Origin of the sequence: Ciceribacter ferrooxidans, from assembly GCF_004137355.1 — a bacterium.
In the GTDB taxonomy this organism is placed as follows: domain Bacteria; phylum Pseudomonadota; class Alphaproteobacteria; order Rhizobiales; family Rhizobiaceae; genus Allorhizobium; species Allorhizobium ferrooxidans.
In genome coordinates this window covers 105,823-122,375 of record NZ_SDVB01000391.1, presented here as the reverse complement: position 1 = coordinate 122,375, position 16,553 = coordinate 105,823, and the positions used below count along the sequence as shown (strand labels likewise).

Below are 16,553 nucleotides of genomic sequence, written 5' to 3'. Positions count from 1 at the left end.
TTGGACAAGCGCGAGATTATTATCGATGCTTCATATTTCTTGAAGCCGGGGACAGGTGGCGTCTTTGCGCCACCCTTTGCCTCACTTCTTGCGGAAGGCTTCCGCCAGCGCCACGCCGAGACTTCCCTGCTGCGGACGCGCCTCCTGCCGGACCTGCGGTTTGCCGCCGCCGGGACGCGACGGACCCGGCCCGCGGCTGTCGCGGGCAGACGGAGGCGGCGCTTCGCCACCGTCCTTGCGCATGGTGAGCGCAATCCGCTTGCGCTTGACGTCGACCTCGACGACGCGGACCTTCACGACATCGCCGGCCTTCACCACCTCGTGCGGATCCTTGACGAAACGGTCGGCGAGCTGCGAGACGTGGACGAGACCGTCCTGGTGCACGCCGATATCGACGAAGGCGCCGAAGGCAGCGACGTTCGTCACCGTCCCCTCGAGCAGCATGCCGGGCTTCAGGTCGGTGATCTCCTCGACACCCTCGGCGAAGGTCGCGGTCCTGAAGCTCGGACGCGGGTCGCGGCCGGGCTTTTCGAGCTCGGCGATGATGTCCTTCACGGTCGGCAGGCCGAACTGCTCGTCGATGAAGGTTCGCGGATCGAGGCTCCTCAGGGTCGCACTGTCACCCATCAGCGTGCGCAGGTCGCGTCCGCAGGCGGCGACGATCTTCTTTGCCACGCCATAGGCCTCCGGGTGGACAGCGGAGGCATCGAGCGGCTCCTTGCCGTTCGGAATGCGCAGGAAGCCGGCGCATTGCTCGAAGGTGCGCGCGCCGAGACGGGACACCTTGAGAAGTTCCTTACGGCTTTCGAACGGGCCGGTCTCGTCGCGATGGGCGACGATCGCCTCGGCGATGGAACCGGAGAGGCCGGAGACGCGCGCGAGCAATGGCGCCGAGGCCGTGTTCAAATCTACGCCAACCGCGTTCACCGCGTCTTCGACCACCGCGTCGAGCGAGCGACCGAGCTTCGCCTGGTCGACGTCGTGCTGGTACTGGCCGACGCCGATCGACTTCGGCTCGATCTTCACCAGTTCGGCGAGCGGGTCCTGCAGACGCCGCGCAATCGAGACGGCACCGCGCAGCGAGACGTCGAGGTTCGGGAATTCCCGCGCCGCCGTCTCGGAGGCCGAATAGACCGAGGCGCCGGCTTCCGAAACGATCACCTTGGTCGGCTTCGGCGCCGGCATCTGGGCGAGCATGTCGGCGACCAGCTTCTCCGTCTCGCGGCTGCCGGTGCCGTTGCCGATCGCGATCAGCTCCACCTTGTGCTTGCGGATGAGGCTCGCCAGCTCCGCCTGCGTGCCGCGAACGTCGTTCTTCGGCGGGAAGGGATAGACGGTCGTGGTGTCGACGACCTTGCCGGTGCCGTCGACGATCGCGACCTTCACGCCGGTGCGGATGCCCGGATCGAGCCCCATGGTAGCGCGCGAGCCGGCGGGGGCTGCGAGCAGCAGGTCCTTCAGGTTACGGGCAAAGACGTGGATCGCCTCTTCCTCGGCCCGTTCGCGCAGTTCGCGCATGAGGTCGAGGGAGAGCGACATCGAGAGCTTCACCCGCCAGGTCCAGCCGGCGACCTCCATCAGCCAGCGGTCGGCGGGGCCCTTGTCGGCAATGGCGAAGGCGGCGGCGATCATCCGCTGCGCCGGCTTAACCGGGGACGCGTCGTCCCGGTCCGCCTCGATTGCGAGCGTCAGCACCTCCTCGTTCCAGCCGCGCAGCATGGCGAGCGCACGGTGGCCGGGAACCGTAGCCCAGCGCTCCGAATGATCGAAATAGTCGGCGAACTTTTCGCCCGCCTGTTCCTTGCCCTCGACCACCTTGGAATAGAGCAGCGCCCGGTCCTTGAGATCGTTGCGCAGCCGGCCGAGCAGGTCGGCATTCTCCGCGATCCCTTCCGCGACGATGTCGCGCGCGCCTTCGAGCGCCGCCTTCACGTCCGGCACCTCTTCGGTCAGATAGGCTTCGGCGAGCTTCGCCGGATCGGCCGTGCGGTCCGCCCAGATTGCCTCCGCAAGGGGTGCAAGCCCGCGCTCGCGGGCGATCTCGGCGCGTGTGCGACGCTTCGGCTTGTAGGGAAGATAGATATCCTCCAGCTCGGCCTTGGTGGCGACGCCTGCAATCTTCGCGGCGAGCTCGTCGGTCATCTTGCCCTGTGAGGTGATCGACTCGACGATCGCCTTGCGGCGGGCGGCAAGCTCGCGCAGGTAGATCAGCCGTTCGGAAAGGTTGCGCAGCTGGGTGTCGTCGAGACCGCCGGTCACTTCCTTACGGTAGCGCGCGATAAAGGGCACGGTCGCGCCTTCGTCCAGCAGTCCGACGGCCGCCACCACCTGGTCGGGGCGCGCACTGATCTCGGCGGCGATGATCGCGGAAATGGATTTGATGTCGTCGGCCATGAACATTCCTGTCCTCTTAAGAAGTCGGCAGACCATAGCGACGGATTGTGCCAAGGCAACGGCGCCCTCCCCGCCTCCACAGGAAAGCATGGCGCGAAAGCGCATATGCCACCTTGACCTTTCGCCCCCCTGCCCTTAACGCCCGGCTATCAAAGGATTTCGGAGACGAGCGATGAAGGTTCTGTTGATCGGGTCGGGCGGGCGCGAACATGCGCTGGCGTGGAAGCTGGCGCAGTCGCCGCTGATGGAGGCCTTCTACGCCGCACCGGGCAATCCCGGCATCGCCGAGCATGCGGTGCTCGTCGCCCTCAACGTAGACGATCACGCCGCCGTCACCGCCTTCTGCGAGGAAAAGGCGATCGACTTCGTCGTCGTCGGACCGGAAGCGCCGCTGGTAGCGGGACTTGCCGACGTGCTGCGCGCCGCCGGCATCGCCGTCTTCGGGCCGTCGGCCGCCGCCGCCCAGCTCGAAGGTTCGAAGGGCTTCACCAAGGATCTCTGTGCCCGCTTCGACATTCCGACGGGCGCCTACCAGCGTTTCAACAACGCGCCGAAGGCGAAGGCCTATGTCCGTGCCCAGGGCGCGCCGATCGTCATCAAGGCCGACGGGCTCGCCGCCGGCAAGGGCGTGACGGTTGCGATGACGCTCGACGAGGCGCTGGCGGCGATCGACGACTGTTTCGAAGGCGCCTTCGGTGCGGCCGGTGCGGAAGTGGTGGTCGAGGCCTTTCTCGACGGCGAGGAAGCGAGCTTCTTCTGCCTCTGCGACGGCAAGCACGCGCTTCCGCTCGCCACTGCCCAGGACCACAAACGTGTCGGCGACGGCGACACCGGCCCGAACACCGGCGGCATGGGCGCCTATTCGCCGGCCCCGGTGATGACGCCAGAAATGGTCGAGCGCACGATGAAGGAGATCATCGAGCCGACCATGCGCGGCATGGCGGAGATGGGCTCGCCCTTCAGCGGCGTGTTCTTCGCCGGCTTGATGATCACGGCCAAGGGGCCCGAACTCATCGAATACAATGTCCGCTTCGGCGATCCGGAATGCCAGGTGCTGATGATGCGGCTGAAGAGCGACCTGCTGCCGCTGCTTTACGCCACTGCGACCGGCACGCTCGACAAGGTTTCGGCCGAGTGGATCGACGATCCGGCGCTCACCGTCGTGCTCGCTTCGAAGGGCTATCCCGGTGCCTACGACAAGAACACGCCGATCGAGGCCATGCCCGCGGAAACGGCGAGCGCCAAGGTCTTCCATGCCGGTACGGCGCTGAAGGACGGAAAGCTGGTTGCGACCGGCGGGCGTGTGCTGAACGCGACGGCGACCGGCAAGACGGTCGCCGAGGCCCAGGCGCGGGCCTATGCGCTGGTCGACCAGGTGGCGTGGGAAAACGGTTTCTGCCGCCGCGACATCGGCTGGCGGGCGATCGCGCGCGACGAAAACTGACCAACGGCACCGATTTCGCGACGAAAAAGGCGCTATTCGGTCAATATTTACCATTCCTCCTGACCGGATATCAACAAAGCCGGTCTAGCCTCCCCGATAACAGCTCGGGGAGTGCTTATACCATGCGTCGTCTGATCCTGACCGCAGCCGTCATCCTGGCCACCGGCCCGGCCGTGGCATCGTCCGTCGAGGTGATCCACGCCGTTCCGCGCGCGGAGAGCCACAGCGTCGAGGTCATGCGCTGTCCGGATTGCCCGCCGCCGGTCGCCGTCAAGAAGAGCGCCTATGTTGTGCCGACGCTTCCCGCCGGAGAACAGAAGGCGGAAATCAGGAACATGGACGGCGAACGCAAGCTCATCCGCACCGAAGCCTGGATGGGCGGCTCGCCGGTCGTCTTCATCAACAAGGCCGAGGGCTGGGCGACCAACGGCTCGATCGTCACCGCCGCCATTCCGGGCCAGGACGGCAACGGCGAGGTCGGCATCGATGCCGCGGCAACAACGGCAGCCGTGGGCGGCGAGGCCGGCGCGGCAACCGCGACCACGGCGGCCACGCTCGACACGTCAGGTTTTGAACTCAGGCTGCCCTGACGCCCGCCACGAAATCCCCCGCCCCATGACCGCACGATCCAGGTTCGAGGGGTGGCCGCCGCAGCGACTGCGGACAAATGCGCCCGGACACCCCGTCCGGGCGCATTGCTTTGCGGCCCTTCAGCGGCTCGGCACAAGGCATTGACTATCCTTAGGTATAAGCCCCCTCGTAAATTAGGGGAAAGTTTATAGTTGGATCGCTATGAACCGATACGAGGTGCGATGCAGCACATGACGGGCGCAGGAAGCGCCGACTGACCGTCGGTCGAAGCTGCGATCCCCATCCAGGCAGCGGAACCGGCCCCCTGTCTGAGAGGCACGATGAAGAACCTTAAGATTTCCAGCCAGCTTATGATGCTGATCGGCGGGCTGATGCTCGCCTTCGCGATCGCCACCTTTTTCCAGATCCGCGCATCGAGTGACGCAATCTACAGCGAGCGTTACGAGATGCTGCGGACACAGACCGAGGCAGCGGTCTCGGTTCTCAAGCGCTATCACGACCTCGAGGTGAAGGGCGAGCTGACGACCGCGGAAGCCAAGACACAGGCTTACGACGTCCTCGCGAAAATCCGCTACGAGCCCGACGGCTACATCTTCGGTTACGACTACGACGTCAACCGCGTGATCTATCTCGACGGAAAGGGCATCGGCAAGAATTTCGCCCATGTCACCGACAAATCGGGCAACAAGTTCCTCGTCGAAATGGTGCAGAAGGCCCGCCAGGGCGGCGGCTGGACCACCTATGAATGGCCGAAGCCCGGCATGGCCGAAAACCAGCTCTCCCCCAAGGCCGCCTATTCGACCACATTCGAACCCTGGGGCCTGATGATCGGCACCGGCGCCTATCTGGACGATCTCGATGCAACGGTCATGAAGGGCGTGATGGACGCTCTGTTCATCGGTATGGTCGTCTTCGGTCTCGGCTCTGCCGCAGCGTTCTTCGTGATCCGCGGCATTACCCGGCCGCTCACGGCCATCCACGACGCGCTGGAAGCCGTCGCCGACGAGAACGTCACGGTTACGATCCCGCATACCGACATGCGCAACGAGGTCGGCATGATGGCCAAGGCCACGCTTTCGCTGCAGGACAAGGTGCGCGAGCGCCATGCCATGGCGGAACGCCAGAAGGCACAGGACCGCGAGCTCGACAGCGAGCGGCAGCAGAATGCCGCCATGCAGCGGCAGGAGAGCGAGCAGCAGGCGCATGTGGTCGCGACCATCGGCGTTGCCCTGGAAGAGCTTGCCGGCGGCGACCTGACCGTCCGTTGCGGCGATCTGGGCCCGAAATACGCGACGCTTCGCGACAACTTCAACGATGCGCTCTCGCATCTCGAAGCGGCGATGTCCAAGGTCAGTGCCAAGGGCGTCGACATCGGCGGCTCGAAGGAGGAAATCCGCCGTGCCTCCAACGAACTCTCCCAGCGCACCGAGCGGCAGGCCGCCAACCTCGAGGAAACCTCGGCGGCACTCGACGAACTCACCGTCGCCGTCCGCCAGACGGCGGAGGGCGCACAGGAGGCCGCCAAGCGCGTGAATACGGTCTCCAGCGAAGCATCCCGCTCGGATGCCGTCGTCGCCGAGGCGATCAGCGCGATGAGCGGCATCGAGAAGTCTTCGATGGAGATCGGCAAGATCATCGGCGTCATCGACGAGATCGCCTTCCAGACCAACCTGCTGGCGCTCAACGCAGGTGTCGAGGCGGCACGGGCCGGCGAAAGCGGCAAGGGTTTTGCCGTCGTCGCCCAGGAAGTGCGCGAGCTCGCCCAGCGTTCGGCTGCCGCCGCTAAGGAGATCAAGGACCAGATCTCGCATTCGACCGGGCAGGTGCAGAACGGCGTGCAGCTCGTCGGCCAGGCCGGCGAGGCGCTGAAGCGGATCTCCGACCAGATCAAGACGGCAAGCGACATCGTCTCGAAGATCGCCCATTCGGCGGTCGAGCAGGACACCACGCTGCGCTCGATCTCCTCGGCGATGAACCAGCTCGACGCGGCGACGCAGCACAACGCCGCGATGGCCGAGGAAACCACCGCATCGGCCGAGGCGCTCGCCAACGATACCGAGGAACTGCTGACCCTCATCCGCAGCTTCAAGGTTTCCGGCAGCCAGGGCTACGGCCTGCAGCGCGTCGCGCAGCAGATGCGTATGGCGAGCTGACGACTTATCGTCATCATGCAGGAAGGCCGCCGGAGCGATCCGGCGGCTTTTTTCGTTGCGGGGCGTTTTTCTTGCCGTTGTCAGCTTCCCGTCAGATAGCGGTCAGCCAACCGTCAGCCAGTGTTGAGTATTCATAATCCCATCTTCAACACGGAGGACAGACCAATGAAGACCTACACCGCAGTATTCGCCGCCCTTCTCGCCGCTTCCACTTCCTCGTTGCTTGCCGCCCCCGCCATGGCCACCGAAAAGTGCTCTACCGTCGCCCAGTGCCTCGGCCACGAGACTTCCTCGGCCAGCGGCGACCGTTCGGGCGACGACAACGGCATGGGCGACACCGACCGCAACGGCAGTGACGACAACGGCACCGGCGGCAATGACGACAACGGTAACGATGACAACGGTCGTGGCGACGACAACGGCCGTGGCGAGAATGATCACGGTGCCGGCCATGACAATGGCAACGATCACGACGGCGGAAACGACAACGACGATTGATCGTCCCACCCGCAAACGGATCAGGGCGGCGGCAACGCCGCCCTTCGCATGTCTGGCATGCCTTTGATAGGATCGCCGACTGGCAACTAAGTGCCTTCGGCGAGACGCGCCGCGAGCGCCTCTATCTCGCGATCGGAGAAGACCTCGATACCGGCCCGGCGCAGCAGCGCCGCGGTTACGCCGAGGCCCGGATGGCGCCCGCCGGAAAAACTCCCGTCATAGATGAAGCCGGACCCGCAAGACGGGCTGCCGTCGATCAGCAGCGCGTAGGCGCAGCCATGGGCGCGGGCGAAATCGACGGCCTTCCGTCCGCCCTCGACGAAGGCTTGCGAGACGTCGCGCCCGGTCTTCTCGATGACGCTTGCGCGCCCCTCGATCACGTCCTCGCCGGTTGCGCCACCCTCGATTTCGGCCGGCGGGCGCGGCGTCGAAAGTCCACCCGCCTGTTCCGGACAGAAGGCGACGAGCCGGCCCTCGGCCTTCCAGCGATCGATCGCCGGGTGGACGAGCGGCTTACCCTTGCCGTCGTAGCGGACCGGGCGGCCGAGAAGACAGGCGCTGATGAGGATGTTCGACACGCTCATTCCTCTTCCCCTTGTGGGCAGCCCGCCGAGAAAGCGAACGTCCTGCGTCAGACCTTCCCCCTCACCTGAAAAATCTGGCACTTGGCTAAAGCCAAGATGCCGATTTTTCTTCCTCTCCCGCAGGGGGAGAGGCTAGCCCGAAATCTTCGAGAAATCCGCAACCGTGCCGGTCGCTTCGCGAATCGCCTTCAAGAGTGCCAGGCGATTGGCGCGGATCGCGGCATCCTCATCATTCACCAGCACGTCGTCGAAGAAGGTGTCGACCGGCGCGCGGAGCTTCGACAGCGCCTGCATGGCGGAGCGGAAGTCTTCCTTCGCCACGGCCTCGGCGGCTTCCGCGGTCGCGACCCTGATCGCGGCATAGAGCGCTTTCTCGGCGTCGAGCGTCAGCAGCGCCTCGGAGACTGCGTCGGCAACGACGGTGCCCTTCTTCTCTTCCGCTGCGAGAAGCTGCGTGGCGCGCTTGGTGCCGGCCAAGAGGTTGATACCGTCTTCCGAGGTGATGAAGGCCGTCAGCGCCTCGGCGCGGCGGGCGACCATCAGCAGGTCGTCGGCCTCTGGCGTGAGCACCGCATCGATGATGTCGTGGCGGGCACCCTGGTCGCGCAGGTAGACCTTCAGACGGTCGTGGAAGAAGGAAAGGAGGTCGATGACCACTGTCGCTATCGATCCAACGTCGAAGCCAGCAGGATCCCCTATGAGGTCCCATTCTCCAAGTTGCGCGAGACGGTTTCGTTTTTCTGACGACAGGCCCGAAAACTCTGCCTCGACCTCAAGGTCAACTTTCTCGTTTACGGGAGCGACCCACCGGCTATGAGCAACTATCGCTCCCGCGGAATTCAGCTCCTTAAGTAAAGCCAACCGAACATTGCGCTCCAAGATCATCCGCACCACACCCAACGCCGCACGGCGCAACGCATAGGGGTCCTTCGAGCCGGTCGGTTTCTCGTCGATCGCCCAGAAGCCGGTGAGTGTATCGAGCTTGTCGGCGAGCGCGACCGTCAGGCCGACCTTGTCTTCCGGCAGGCGGTCCGACGGACCGTTCGGCTTCCAGTGGTCCTCGATGGCGGCGGCGACGGCGGCGTCCTCGCCCTGCAGGAGCGCATAGCGGCGGCCCATCAGGCCCTGAAGCTCGGGGAACTCGCCGACGGCTTCGGTGCGGAGATCCGCCTTGGCCAGCACCACAGCGCGGTCGACGAGCGCCGCGTCGGCACCGACGAGCGGCGCCAGTTCCTTCGCCAGCGCGCGGATGCGGGCGACGCGCTCACCCTGCGTGCCGAGCTTGGCGTGGAAGGTGACGTTCAGCGCATCGAGCTTGGCCATGCGCTGGTCGAGCGGCTTTGCAAGGTCGAGATCGAATTTCGCGGCCGAGGCCTTCAGCGTGTCGAGGTCCGGCAGGTCGCCCTGGTCGCGCTTCCAGAAATGCAGCGCGTCGGAGAGGCGGGCGCGCACCACCTTGCCGTTGCCGTGCATGATCTCCTTGCCGCCGTCCTTCGCCTCGATGTTGGAGACGAGGATGAAATGGTTCGAGAGCCTTTCCGCCTCGCCGTGCGGGCGGGTGACGAAGCACTTCTGGTTGGTCTTGATCGTCAGGCGGATGATTTCCGCCGGGATCGAGAGGAAGTCTTCCTCGAACGTGCCGAGCAGCACGTGCGGGTATTCGACGAGGCCGGAGACCTCTTCCAGCAGGTCGGCGTCCTCGACGAGGTCGAGGCCGTTGGCAAAGGCGAGGTTCGCGGCGTCCTGCGCGATGATCTGGCGGCGTCGCTCGGCGTCGAGCACGACCTTCGCCTTTTCGAGACTCGCGACGTAATCGCCGAAGCGCCGGACAGTGATGGCCTCCGGCGCGTGGAAGCGGTGGCCGTAGGTGGTGTTGCCGGCCACGATGCCGTCGATCTCGAAGGGAATGACGGCGACTTCGTCATGCTCGGTGCCGAAAGTGCAGACGATCGACTGCAGCGGGCGGACCCAGCGCAGGCTTTCGCTGCCCTTGCCCTCGATGCCGCCATAGGACATGCCCTTCGGCATGGACGCGGAACCCGACCGCATCGACTTCGGCCAGGGGAAATCGCGAATGATGCCCGGCATGACGGCGGCGACGATCTCTTCCGCGGGACGGCCGGGCTTCTCGATGAAAGCGACATAGAAATCGCCCTTCTTCGGATCGCTCACCACCTGCGCCTGAGAGACATCGGAAAGGCCGGCGCCGCGCAGAAAGCCCTCGATCGCCTTTTCCGGCGCGTCGACGCGCGGCCCCTTCTTCTCCTCGCGGACATCGGCGGAGCGCGCGGCGAGCCCGCGGATGTCGAGGGCAAGGCGGCGCGGCGTCCAGTATTCGCGCGCACCCTCGTAGGTCAGCCCCGCCTCGACCAGCGCATCGGTCACGAGCTTCTTCAGGTCGCCCGCGGCCTTGCGCTGCATGCGGGCAGGAATTTCCTCGGAGCGGAGTTCAAGCAGAAGATCGGGCATGGTCTCTTTCCTCACCCTCCCCTTGATGGGGAGGGTCGGACCGAAGGTCCGGGGTGGGGTGATAAAGGCTAGCTCCTGCTAGCAAAATTTGCCCCGTCCGTACAATCGCGAATTTGGCACGGAGCGGAGAAGATCGGATGGGACGGACAGACGTCACCCCCACCCGCCGCTTCGCGGCGACCTCCCCCCTCAAGGGGGAGGTAGATGTCAGCATGTGCCGCCTCAGTCACCCTCCCCTTGAGGGGGAGGGTCGGACCGAAGGGCCGGGGTGGGGTGACCGGCCGCGGACAAGGCGAGCGCGGCCCGTCGCTCGTCGACCGCCGCAAAGATCGTGTCGAGTACAGCATCGAGTTCGTTCAGCACTTCGTGATTCCAGAAACGGATAACCTTATACCCTGCCGCTTCGAGTACATGGGTCCTTGCCAGATCATACCGCCGCGCGGGATCGTTCGCGTGTTGACTACCGTCCAGCTCGATAATCAATCCGACCTGATGGCATGCAAAATCCGCAAAGAAGCGATCAATCGGCACTTGGCGACGAAAATGGGTTCCCTCGATCGGCACACGCCACAAGTGTCGCCAGAGCCTGCGCTCGGCATCAGTCATGGTTGCTCGCAGGCGGCGCGCATTTGCACGTTTGAAGCGGTCGAGTGGGGACGTCGACTTAGCCATGACACTCGCGCGGGTCGATCAATGAGTGGGCAGCGAGAGAAATACTAGCGCACGCAAGAAAAAATACAACCATTGCGCGATTTCTGACTACTGAGCCAGTTAGCGCCAAGGTCACCCCCCACCCGCCGCTTCGCGGCGACCTCCCCCCTCAAGGGGGAGGTGGGGGAGTTCTACCATCCTCCTCCGCCGCCGCCACCGCCGCCGCCGCCGGAGAAGCCGCCGCCCGAGGAGAAGCCGGAGGAGGAGCTCTTGACCGGTTGCGGGATGGTCGAGGCCATGGTGGAAGCCATCGCCGAGGAGAAGCCGCCGATGCGGTCACCGACACCGCGCGAGAGATCGCCGTGATACCAGGCCGGCTGGTAGCTCGCCGCGGCGGCACCGGCTGCGGCCGAGGCAAGCCAGGTCTCGAAGGTGCTGGTCCAGGGCTTTTCGACGCCGAGCGCAACCGCATAGGGCAGCAGGGTTTCGTAGTGGCTCGGCGACATCTTCGGCGCGCCCTGCATGTTGAGCCGGTCCTTTTCGGCGAGCGTCATATAGGTGCGCAAGCCCTCGATGCCGTCCATCATCTTGCGGCCGATCGGCGTCGGCGCGCCCATCAGGAAGAAGAAGAGGACGTTGAGCAGCACGATGGCGCCGACGGCCATCACCACTTCCGTCTGCCCGGCATCGGCGAGCTCGAAGACGGCGGTCACCAGGACGAGTACGAGGATGGTGAAGGCGGCAAAGCCGATCACCGTCAGCACGACGATCGCGACGATCTTCGAAAGGAGCGAGGAACTGCGGCTCATCCCCTTGCCGATCGCCACCCCGAAAGCGCCGAAGAAGATGGAGAAGAAAGTCGGGATGAACATCAGCCCGATCGTGTCCTCCTCAAGCGTTCCGAAGACGAAGAGCGCGACGAGCGCGGCGATGCTGAGCGCCACGCCGCCGGCGAAATAGCCGGAATTGGCGCGGTAGTATTTGCCGCGATGCTCCTTTTCGATGGCGCTGCGGAACTTGCGTCCGACGCTTTCGACGCGCTTGCCGTTCGCTTTGTCGATGGTGAACGTATTGCCCGCCTCGCCGAGTTCGGCGAGCAGGCTCGCCTGCCCGGCCGGAAGCGTCGTCGGCGCGGCTTTGCCGGTCCGCCGCACGACGATCGACTTTTCGAGATCGTCGAGCTCGACATAGCCGTGGACGGCAAGATCGATCAGCGAGGCGGAGAGCGCCGTCCAGCCGGCACCGGAAAAGCCCTTGTTGTCGATGTAATTGACGAGCGCCGGCGAAATGCCCTCCGGCGGATCCCAGCGCGGCACGACCACGCCCCCGTCCGGATCGCGGCCGACGGCGATCCATGAACGCAGGTAGTAGGCAAAGACCAGGAAGAGCCCGCCGAAGCCGAGGATCGCGTTGATGTTGTCGCGCAGGAACCACCAGCGTGTCTGTTCGGCCGATGGCGCGGCGACGAGCCCCTTCGGGAAGCCGAGGACGATGGTCAGTCCCTCCTGCGGGCCGAGCGGGCGGGTCGTCTCGAACTCCAGCCCGCCGCTGCCGGGTACCACGCGGGCATCGCTCTCCGTCGATCCCTGCGGGCCGGTATAGATGGCCGTCTTCGTCGGCTTCGCGCCGTCCGGAAGCGAGACCGTGGCGCTCGCCTCCTCGATCGGGAACTGCCAGCCATTGCCGGTGACATTCCAGTAGAGCTCGTCGTGATCCTCGAAATAGCGGATCTGCCGGCCGGTTTTATAGGTGAAGCGGTAGGTGTATTCCCCGGGAGAGAGGAAGACGTCGGCCGAGCCGGCATAGATACGGATACCGCCGGAGATGGTCTCGGTATGGTTCGCCTCGGGCTCGCCGTCGCGTTCGACGGAAAGGAGTTCGAAGTCGACCTTGGTGCGGCGGCCGGCATCGTCGACGGCATAGAGCGGGAAGTCGCGGAAGATGCCGCGCCGGATCTCGTTGCCTTCGGCATTGACTGTGATCGTTTCCGTCACCGTCAGGGTCGCGTCGGCCGCGACCTCGATATCGGCATGGTAGGAGCGGATGACCTCTTCGGCCACAGCCCCCCTCACGAGGGCCAGCGAGAGGAACATCGTGAAGAGGAGGCCGAGGAGCGTTTTCACGGTCGATTATCCCGCCTTGTATTGGACGCCGAGCGAGGCCAGCGCATCCCAGTAGTCGGGATAGGTCTTGGCGACACAACCGGGGTCGAGAATGGTGATGCCGGAGATCTTGAGCCCGGCGAGCGCGAAGCTCATGGCGATGCGGTGGTCGGCGAAGGTATCGATCGCGGCCGGCAGGATCTGGCCGGCGAGCGCCGGATCGGCAAAGACCAGAAGGTCGTCGCCCTCCTCCGTCGCGAGCCCGGGGCGGATATTGTTGAGGCCCGTCGACAGCGCGCGCACCCGGTCGCATTCCTTGACGCGAAGGTTGGCAATCCCGGTGAAACGGACCGGCTTGTCGTTGAAGGCTGCGAGCACGGCGATCGTCGGGATCGCGTCCTGCATCTGCGAGCCGTCGATCACGGCCGGCATGGACGGGAAGGCGGCGATGACATCATGCGCCTTCGCATCCGGCTGGGTGAACTCGCCGGCCGGCGTGCCGATGTCGATTGTCCCGCCGGTCAGCACTTCCGCCGCCCAGAGATAGGTGGCAGCCGACGCGTCCGGCTCGATATGGAAGTCGGTCGCCATATAGCCCGTCGGCTCGATCCGCCAGGAGGCGGGCGTCGGCTGCTCGACCCTCGCCCCGAAGGCGCGCATGGCGGCAAGCGTCAGGTCGATATAGCCGCGCGCGCCGATATCGGCACCGGCAAGGGCGATCTCGAAGGGGGCATCGGCACAGGCCGCCGCCATCAGCAGCGCGGAGACATACTGGCTCGACAGGCCGGCATCGATCACCACGCGGTTTTCCGCAAAGGCGCCGGTGGCGTCGATGGTGACCGGCGGGCAGCCGGTCGGTGCCTCGATCGCGACGCCGAGCGAACGGAGCGCATCGACCAGCGGCCGGATCGGGCGCTTGCGCATGTGCTCGTCGCCATCGACCACGAAGCGCCCGCGGCCGAGCGCCAGCGCCGCGGTCAGGAAGCGGGTGGCCGTACCGGCATTGCCGAGGAAGAGCGGGGCGGCCGGCGGCTTCAGCTCGCCGGAACTCGTGACGACGAAGGTGGTCGCGTCAGGCTCCTCGACGGTGACGCCCATCGCCCGCAGCGCTTCGGCCATGTAGCGGGTGTCGTCGCTCTTCAGCGCGCCGGTGAGACGGCTCGTCCCCTTCGCAAGTCCGGCGAGCAGCAGTGCACGATTGGTTATCGATTTCGAGCCCGGAGGGCTCACCCGTCCGGTGAGCGGATGGCCGGGCGGAATGATGGTCAGTCTGTCTGTCTTCATGCGTCTTGTCTCGGTCGCGCTCCGCCTGCGGGAGCGCTCAACTTAGAACTTCACCGTCGGGACGGCGCGGTCGGCCTCGTTGGCAATCTCGAAATAGGGTTTCTTGGCAAAGCCGAACTGGCCAGCCACCAGATTGGAAGGGAAGCTCTCCACCTTGACGTTCAGGTCGCGCGCAGCCCCGTTGTAATAGCGGCGCGACATCTGGATTTCGCCTTCGATGGTTTCGAGCGAGCGCTGGAGTTCCAGGAAGTTCTGGTTGGCCTTGAGGTCCGGATAGGCTTCCGCGAGCGCGATCACCCGGCCGAGCGCCTGGCCGAGCAGGCCTTCGGCGACCGCACGCCCCTCGACGTCACCCGCAGGCACGGCCTGCGCCTTGTTGCGCAGCGCGACCACTTCCTCGAGCGTCGACTTCTCGTGGCCGGCATAGCCCTTGACCGTCTCGATGAGGTTCGGGATGAGGTCGGCACGGCGTTTCAGCTGCACGTCGATGCCGGACCACGCCTCCTCGGCCATCTGCCGGGCCTTGACGAGGCCGTTGTAGATGAAAACTGCATAAAGAACGAGGGCGGCAAGTATCGCGAGAATAGTATACATCTTCCATGCTCCGGCGAGGGCGAACAATGCCGGACCTTATGCGTCCCGGCGCGGAAAGTCACCAGCCATTCTAGGGCTTTGCGGCCGGTGTCATCGAGAATCTGCGCGATCTGCGCCCGTCCGGCTCCACGCCCGTTCGCGGCTGGAAAGATCCGCGAGGGCGATCTCCTGCCCGGGACGGATTGCCCGCAGGAAGCCGTCGCAGGCAAGCAGCAGCAGAAGCTTGCCGACACCGCCGGCGGCGACGAGGTGCAGCGCTGTTCGCGCACTCGCCATATCCATCGGCGCGGACCCGGAGATATCGAGACTGGTGGTATCCAGCCCGAACGAGACCAGCGCGAGTATGACGATCAGTGCGGGATGCCACTGAACCGCGTCCGTGGATCGTCCCTCTTCCCGTGCGGAAACGTCGCCGAGGTCGCTCATCGCGTAGACCGGCATCCAGAGGCTGACGATCGGCACCAGGAAGCCGGCGACTGCCACCCACGGCGCGTAGCGCACGCTGCCGGGCGAGATCCGCTCGGCAAGGACGACGGAAAGCCAGATCAGCCGGAGCCAGAGGAGCAGGAGCACACCACCCAGCAGGATCACCGCGATGTCCCACCCGGTCTCGATCGAAAACCAGGCCTGTACGACCGGGCTGTCGATGCCCGCAGTGACACGAGACCCGGTGCGTTCGACCACGTAGCTCGCGAACGCACGATAGAGATAGGAAACGACCTTGACGGCGATCAGCGCGCCGGTGGCGAATGCAAGCCACTCCCAGAGACGGCGCGCCCGGTCGAGCCGCCGGGCGAAGGCAGGAGCCGGAAGGGACCGGCTCGGCGTCACGCGGCCTTGCCGAGATTCGCCCCGCCGGCGTCGGTCAGCAGGAAGGCTTCGCCGCAGGCCTTGGCGAGGGTACGGACCCTGAGGATGTAGCTCTGGCGCTCCGTCACCGAGATCACGCCACGGGCATCCAGCAGGTTGAAGACATGGCTCGCCTTGATGCACTGGTCGTAGGCCGGAAAGACGCATTTGTGCAGGCGCTGGTTGTCGCTTTCGTCCGGCGCGCCGGCGGCGAGAAGCGCCTGGCATTCCTTTTCCGCGTCTTCGAAATGGCGGTGCAGCATTTCGGTGTTGGCGTATTCGAAATTGTGCCTCGAATACTCCTGCTCGGCCTGCAGGAAGACATCGCCGTAGGAGATCCTCTCCTCGCCGTCGCGTCCGTTGAAGTTGAGGTCGTAGACGTTGTCGACGCCCTGTACATACATGGCGAGGCGTTCGAGGCCGTAGGTGAGTTCGCCGGCGACCGGCGAGCACTCGATGCCGCAGACCTGCTGGAAATATGTGAACTGCGAGACTTCCATGCCATCGCACCAGCATTCCCAGCCGAGACCCCAGGCGCCGAGGGTTGGGCTTTCCCAGTCGTCCTCGACGAAGCGGATGTCGTGCAGCAGCGGATCGAGGCCGATCGCCTTCAGGGAGCCCAGATAGAGCTCCTGCAGGTTGGACGGGTTCGGCTTCAGGATCACCTGGTACTGGTAGTAGTGCTGAAGGCGGTTCGGGTTCTCGCCGTAACGGCCGTCGGAGGGGCGCCGCGAGGGCTGGACATAGGCGGCCTTCCACGGCTTGGGCCCGAGCGCGCGCAGCGTTGTTGCCGGATGGAAGGTGCCGGCGCCGACTTCCATGTCGTAGGGCTGCAGAACGGCGCAGCCCTTGTCGGCCCAGTAGTTGTGCAGCGTCAGGATGAGCGCCTGGAACGAACGCTTGGGGTCCATGTGGGGAGGAGTATCGGACATGGTGAAAG

At 65.2% G+C, this 16,553-nt stretch carries 13 protein-coding genes; 4 read left to right on the top strand and 9 right to left on the bottom strand.

Annotated elements, in window-relative coordinates:
* Positions 1–81 precede the first annotated feature (81 nt).
* Positions 82–2,394, bottom strand: a complete 2,313-nt coding sequence (locus EUU22_RS24165) for a Tex family protein (RefSeq protein ID WP_129334518.1) — start codon at positions 2,392–2,394, stop codon at positions 82–84.
* 172 nt (positions 2,395–2,566) lie between these two features.
* On the opposite strand from EUU22_RS24165, the gene purD reads away from it, so the two are divergent.
* From purD to EUU22_RS24145, 4 genes are all read left to right on the top strand, one after another.
* Positions 2,567–3,838: a phosphoribosylamine--glycine ligase gene (gene purD / locus EUU22_RS24160; RefSeq protein WP_129334517.1), complete on the top strand. Its 1,272-nt coding sequence runs from the start codon at positions 2,567–2,569 to the stop codon at positions 3,836–3,838.
* Between the two features lie 122 nt (positions 3,839–3,960).
* A complete protein-coding gene (locus EUU22_RS24155; protein WP_129334516.1) occupies positions 3,961–4,428 on the top strand; it encodes a plant virulence effector HPE1-like domain-containing protein in 468 nt (155 codons plus the stop codon).
* A 321-nt stretch (positions 4,429–4,749) separates the two neighbouring features.
* On the top strand, positions 4,750–6,582 hold the full coding sequence (locus tag EUU22_RS24150; protein ID WP_129334515.1) for a methyl-accepting chemotaxis protein: 1,833 nt from the start codon (positions 4,750–4,752) through the stop codon (positions 6,580–6,582).
* 165 nt (positions 6,583–6,747) lie between these two features.
* Positions 6,748–7,080 (top strand): hypothetical protein, encoded by a 333-nt coding sequence (locus EUU22_RS24145; RefSeq protein WP_129334514.1) that lies wholly within the window; start codon positions 6,748–6,750, stop codon positions 7,078–7,080.
* An 86-nt stretch (positions 7,081–7,166) separates the two neighbouring features.
* Here EUU22_RS24145 and EUU22_RS24140 read toward each other — a convergent pair whose 3' ends face one another.
* From EUU22_RS24140 to EUU22_RS24105, 8 genes are all read right to left on the bottom strand, one after another.
* Positions 7,167–7,664, bottom strand: coding sequence for a 2-thiouracil desulfurase family protein (locus EUU22_RS24140; protein ID WP_129334513.1), 498 nt, complete (start codon positions 7,662–7,664; stop codon positions 7,167–7,169).
* Between the two features lie 132 nt (positions 7,665–7,796).
* Positions 7,797–10,133 carry a glycine--tRNA ligase subunit beta gene (glyS, locus tag EUU22_RS24135; RefSeq protein WP_129334512.1) on the bottom strand — a complete coding sequence of 779 codons (2,337 nt, stop codon included), beginning with the start codon at positions 10,131–10,133 and terminating at the stop codon, positions 7,797–7,799.
* Between the two features lie 222 nt (positions 10,134–10,355).
* Entirely contained in the window at positions 10,356–10,805 is a 450-nt protein-coding gene (locus tag EUU22_RS24130) for an endonuclease domain-containing protein (RefSeq protein WP_129334511.1), read from the bottom strand.
* Between the two features lie 170 nt (positions 10,806–10,975).
* Positions 10,976–12,907, bottom strand: coding sequence for a DUF2207 domain-containing protein (locus EUU22_RS24125; RefSeq protein ID WP_439329187.1), 1,932 nt, complete (start codon positions 12,905–12,907; stop codon positions 10,976–10,978).
* A gap of 6 nt (positions 12,908–12,913) precedes the next feature.
* Positions 12,914–14,170: a 3-phosphoshikimate 1-carboxyvinyltransferase gene (aroA, locus tag EUU22_RS24120; RefSeq protein WP_129334510.1), complete on the bottom strand. Its 1,257-nt coding sequence runs from the start codon at positions 14,168–14,170 to the stop codon at positions 12,914–12,916.
* 42 nt (positions 14,171–14,212) lie between these two features.
* Positions 14,213–14,764: a LemA family protein gene (locus EUU22_RS24115; protein ID WP_129334509.1), complete on the bottom strand. Its 552-nt coding sequence runs from the start codon at positions 14,762–14,764 to the stop codon at positions 14,213–14,215.
* A 90-nt stretch (positions 14,765–14,854) separates the two neighbouring features.
* Positions 14,855–15,595, bottom strand: a complete 741-nt coding sequence (locus tag EUU22_RS24110) for a DUF4328 domain-containing protein (protein WP_165351286.1) — start codon at positions 15,593–15,595, stop codon at positions 14,855–14,857.
* Positions 15,592–16,545: a glycine--tRNA ligase subunit alpha gene (locus EUU22_RS24105; RefSeq protein ID WP_129334507.1), complete on the bottom strand. Its 954-nt coding sequence runs from the start codon at positions 16,543–16,545 to the stop codon at positions 15,592–15,594. Before EUU22_RS24105 ends, EUU22_RS24110 begins: the two co-directional genes overlap by 4 nt.
* Between the last annotated feature and the right edge of the window lie 8 nt (positions 16,546–16,553).

Excerpts from the sequence above, each read along its gene's own strand:
- EUU22_RS24165 (WP_129334518.1), bottom strand. The coding sequence starts at position 2,394 with ATGGCCGACGACATCAAATCCATTTCCGCGATCATCGCCGCCGAGATC.
- purD (WP_129334517.1), top strand. The coding sequence starts at position 2,567 with ATGAAGGTTCTGTTGATCGGGTCGGGCGGGCGCGAACATGCGCTGGCG.
- EUU22_RS24155 (WP_129334516.1), top strand. The coding sequence starts at position 3,961 with ATGCGTCGTCTGATCCTGACCGCAGCCGTCATCCTGGCCACCGGCCCG.
- EUU22_RS24150 (WP_129334515.1), top strand. The coding sequence starts at position 4,750 with ATGAAGAACCTTAAGATTTCCAGCCAGCTTATGATGCTGATCGGCGGG.
- EUU22_RS24145 (WP_129334514.1), top strand. The coding sequence starts at position 6,748 with ATGAAGACCTACACCGCAGTATTCGCCGCCCTTCTCGCCGCTTCCACT.
- EUU22_RS24140 (WP_129334513.1), bottom strand. The coding sequence starts at position 7,664 with ATGAGCGTGTCGAACATCCTCATCAGCGCCTGTCTTCTCGGCCGCCCG.
- glyS (WP_129334512.1), bottom strand. The coding sequence starts at position 10,133 with ATGCCCGATCTTCTGCTTGAACTCCGCTCCGAGGAAATTCCTGCCCGC.
- EUU22_RS24130 (WP_129334511.1), bottom strand. The coding sequence starts at position 10,805 with ATGGCTAAGTCGACGTCCCCACTCGACCGCTTCAAACGTGCAAATGCG.
- aroA (WP_129334510.1), bottom strand. The coding sequence starts at position 14,170 with ATGAAGACAGACAGACTGACCATCATTCCGCCCGGCCATCCGCTCACC.
- EUU22_RS24115 (WP_129334509.1), bottom strand. The coding sequence starts at position 14,764 with ATGTATACTATTCTCGCGATACTTGCCGCCCTCGTTCTTTATGCAGTT.
- EUU22_RS24105 (WP_129334507.1), bottom strand. The coding sequence starts at position 16,545 with ATGTCCGATACTCCTCCCCACATGGACCCCAAGCGTTCGTTCCAGGCG.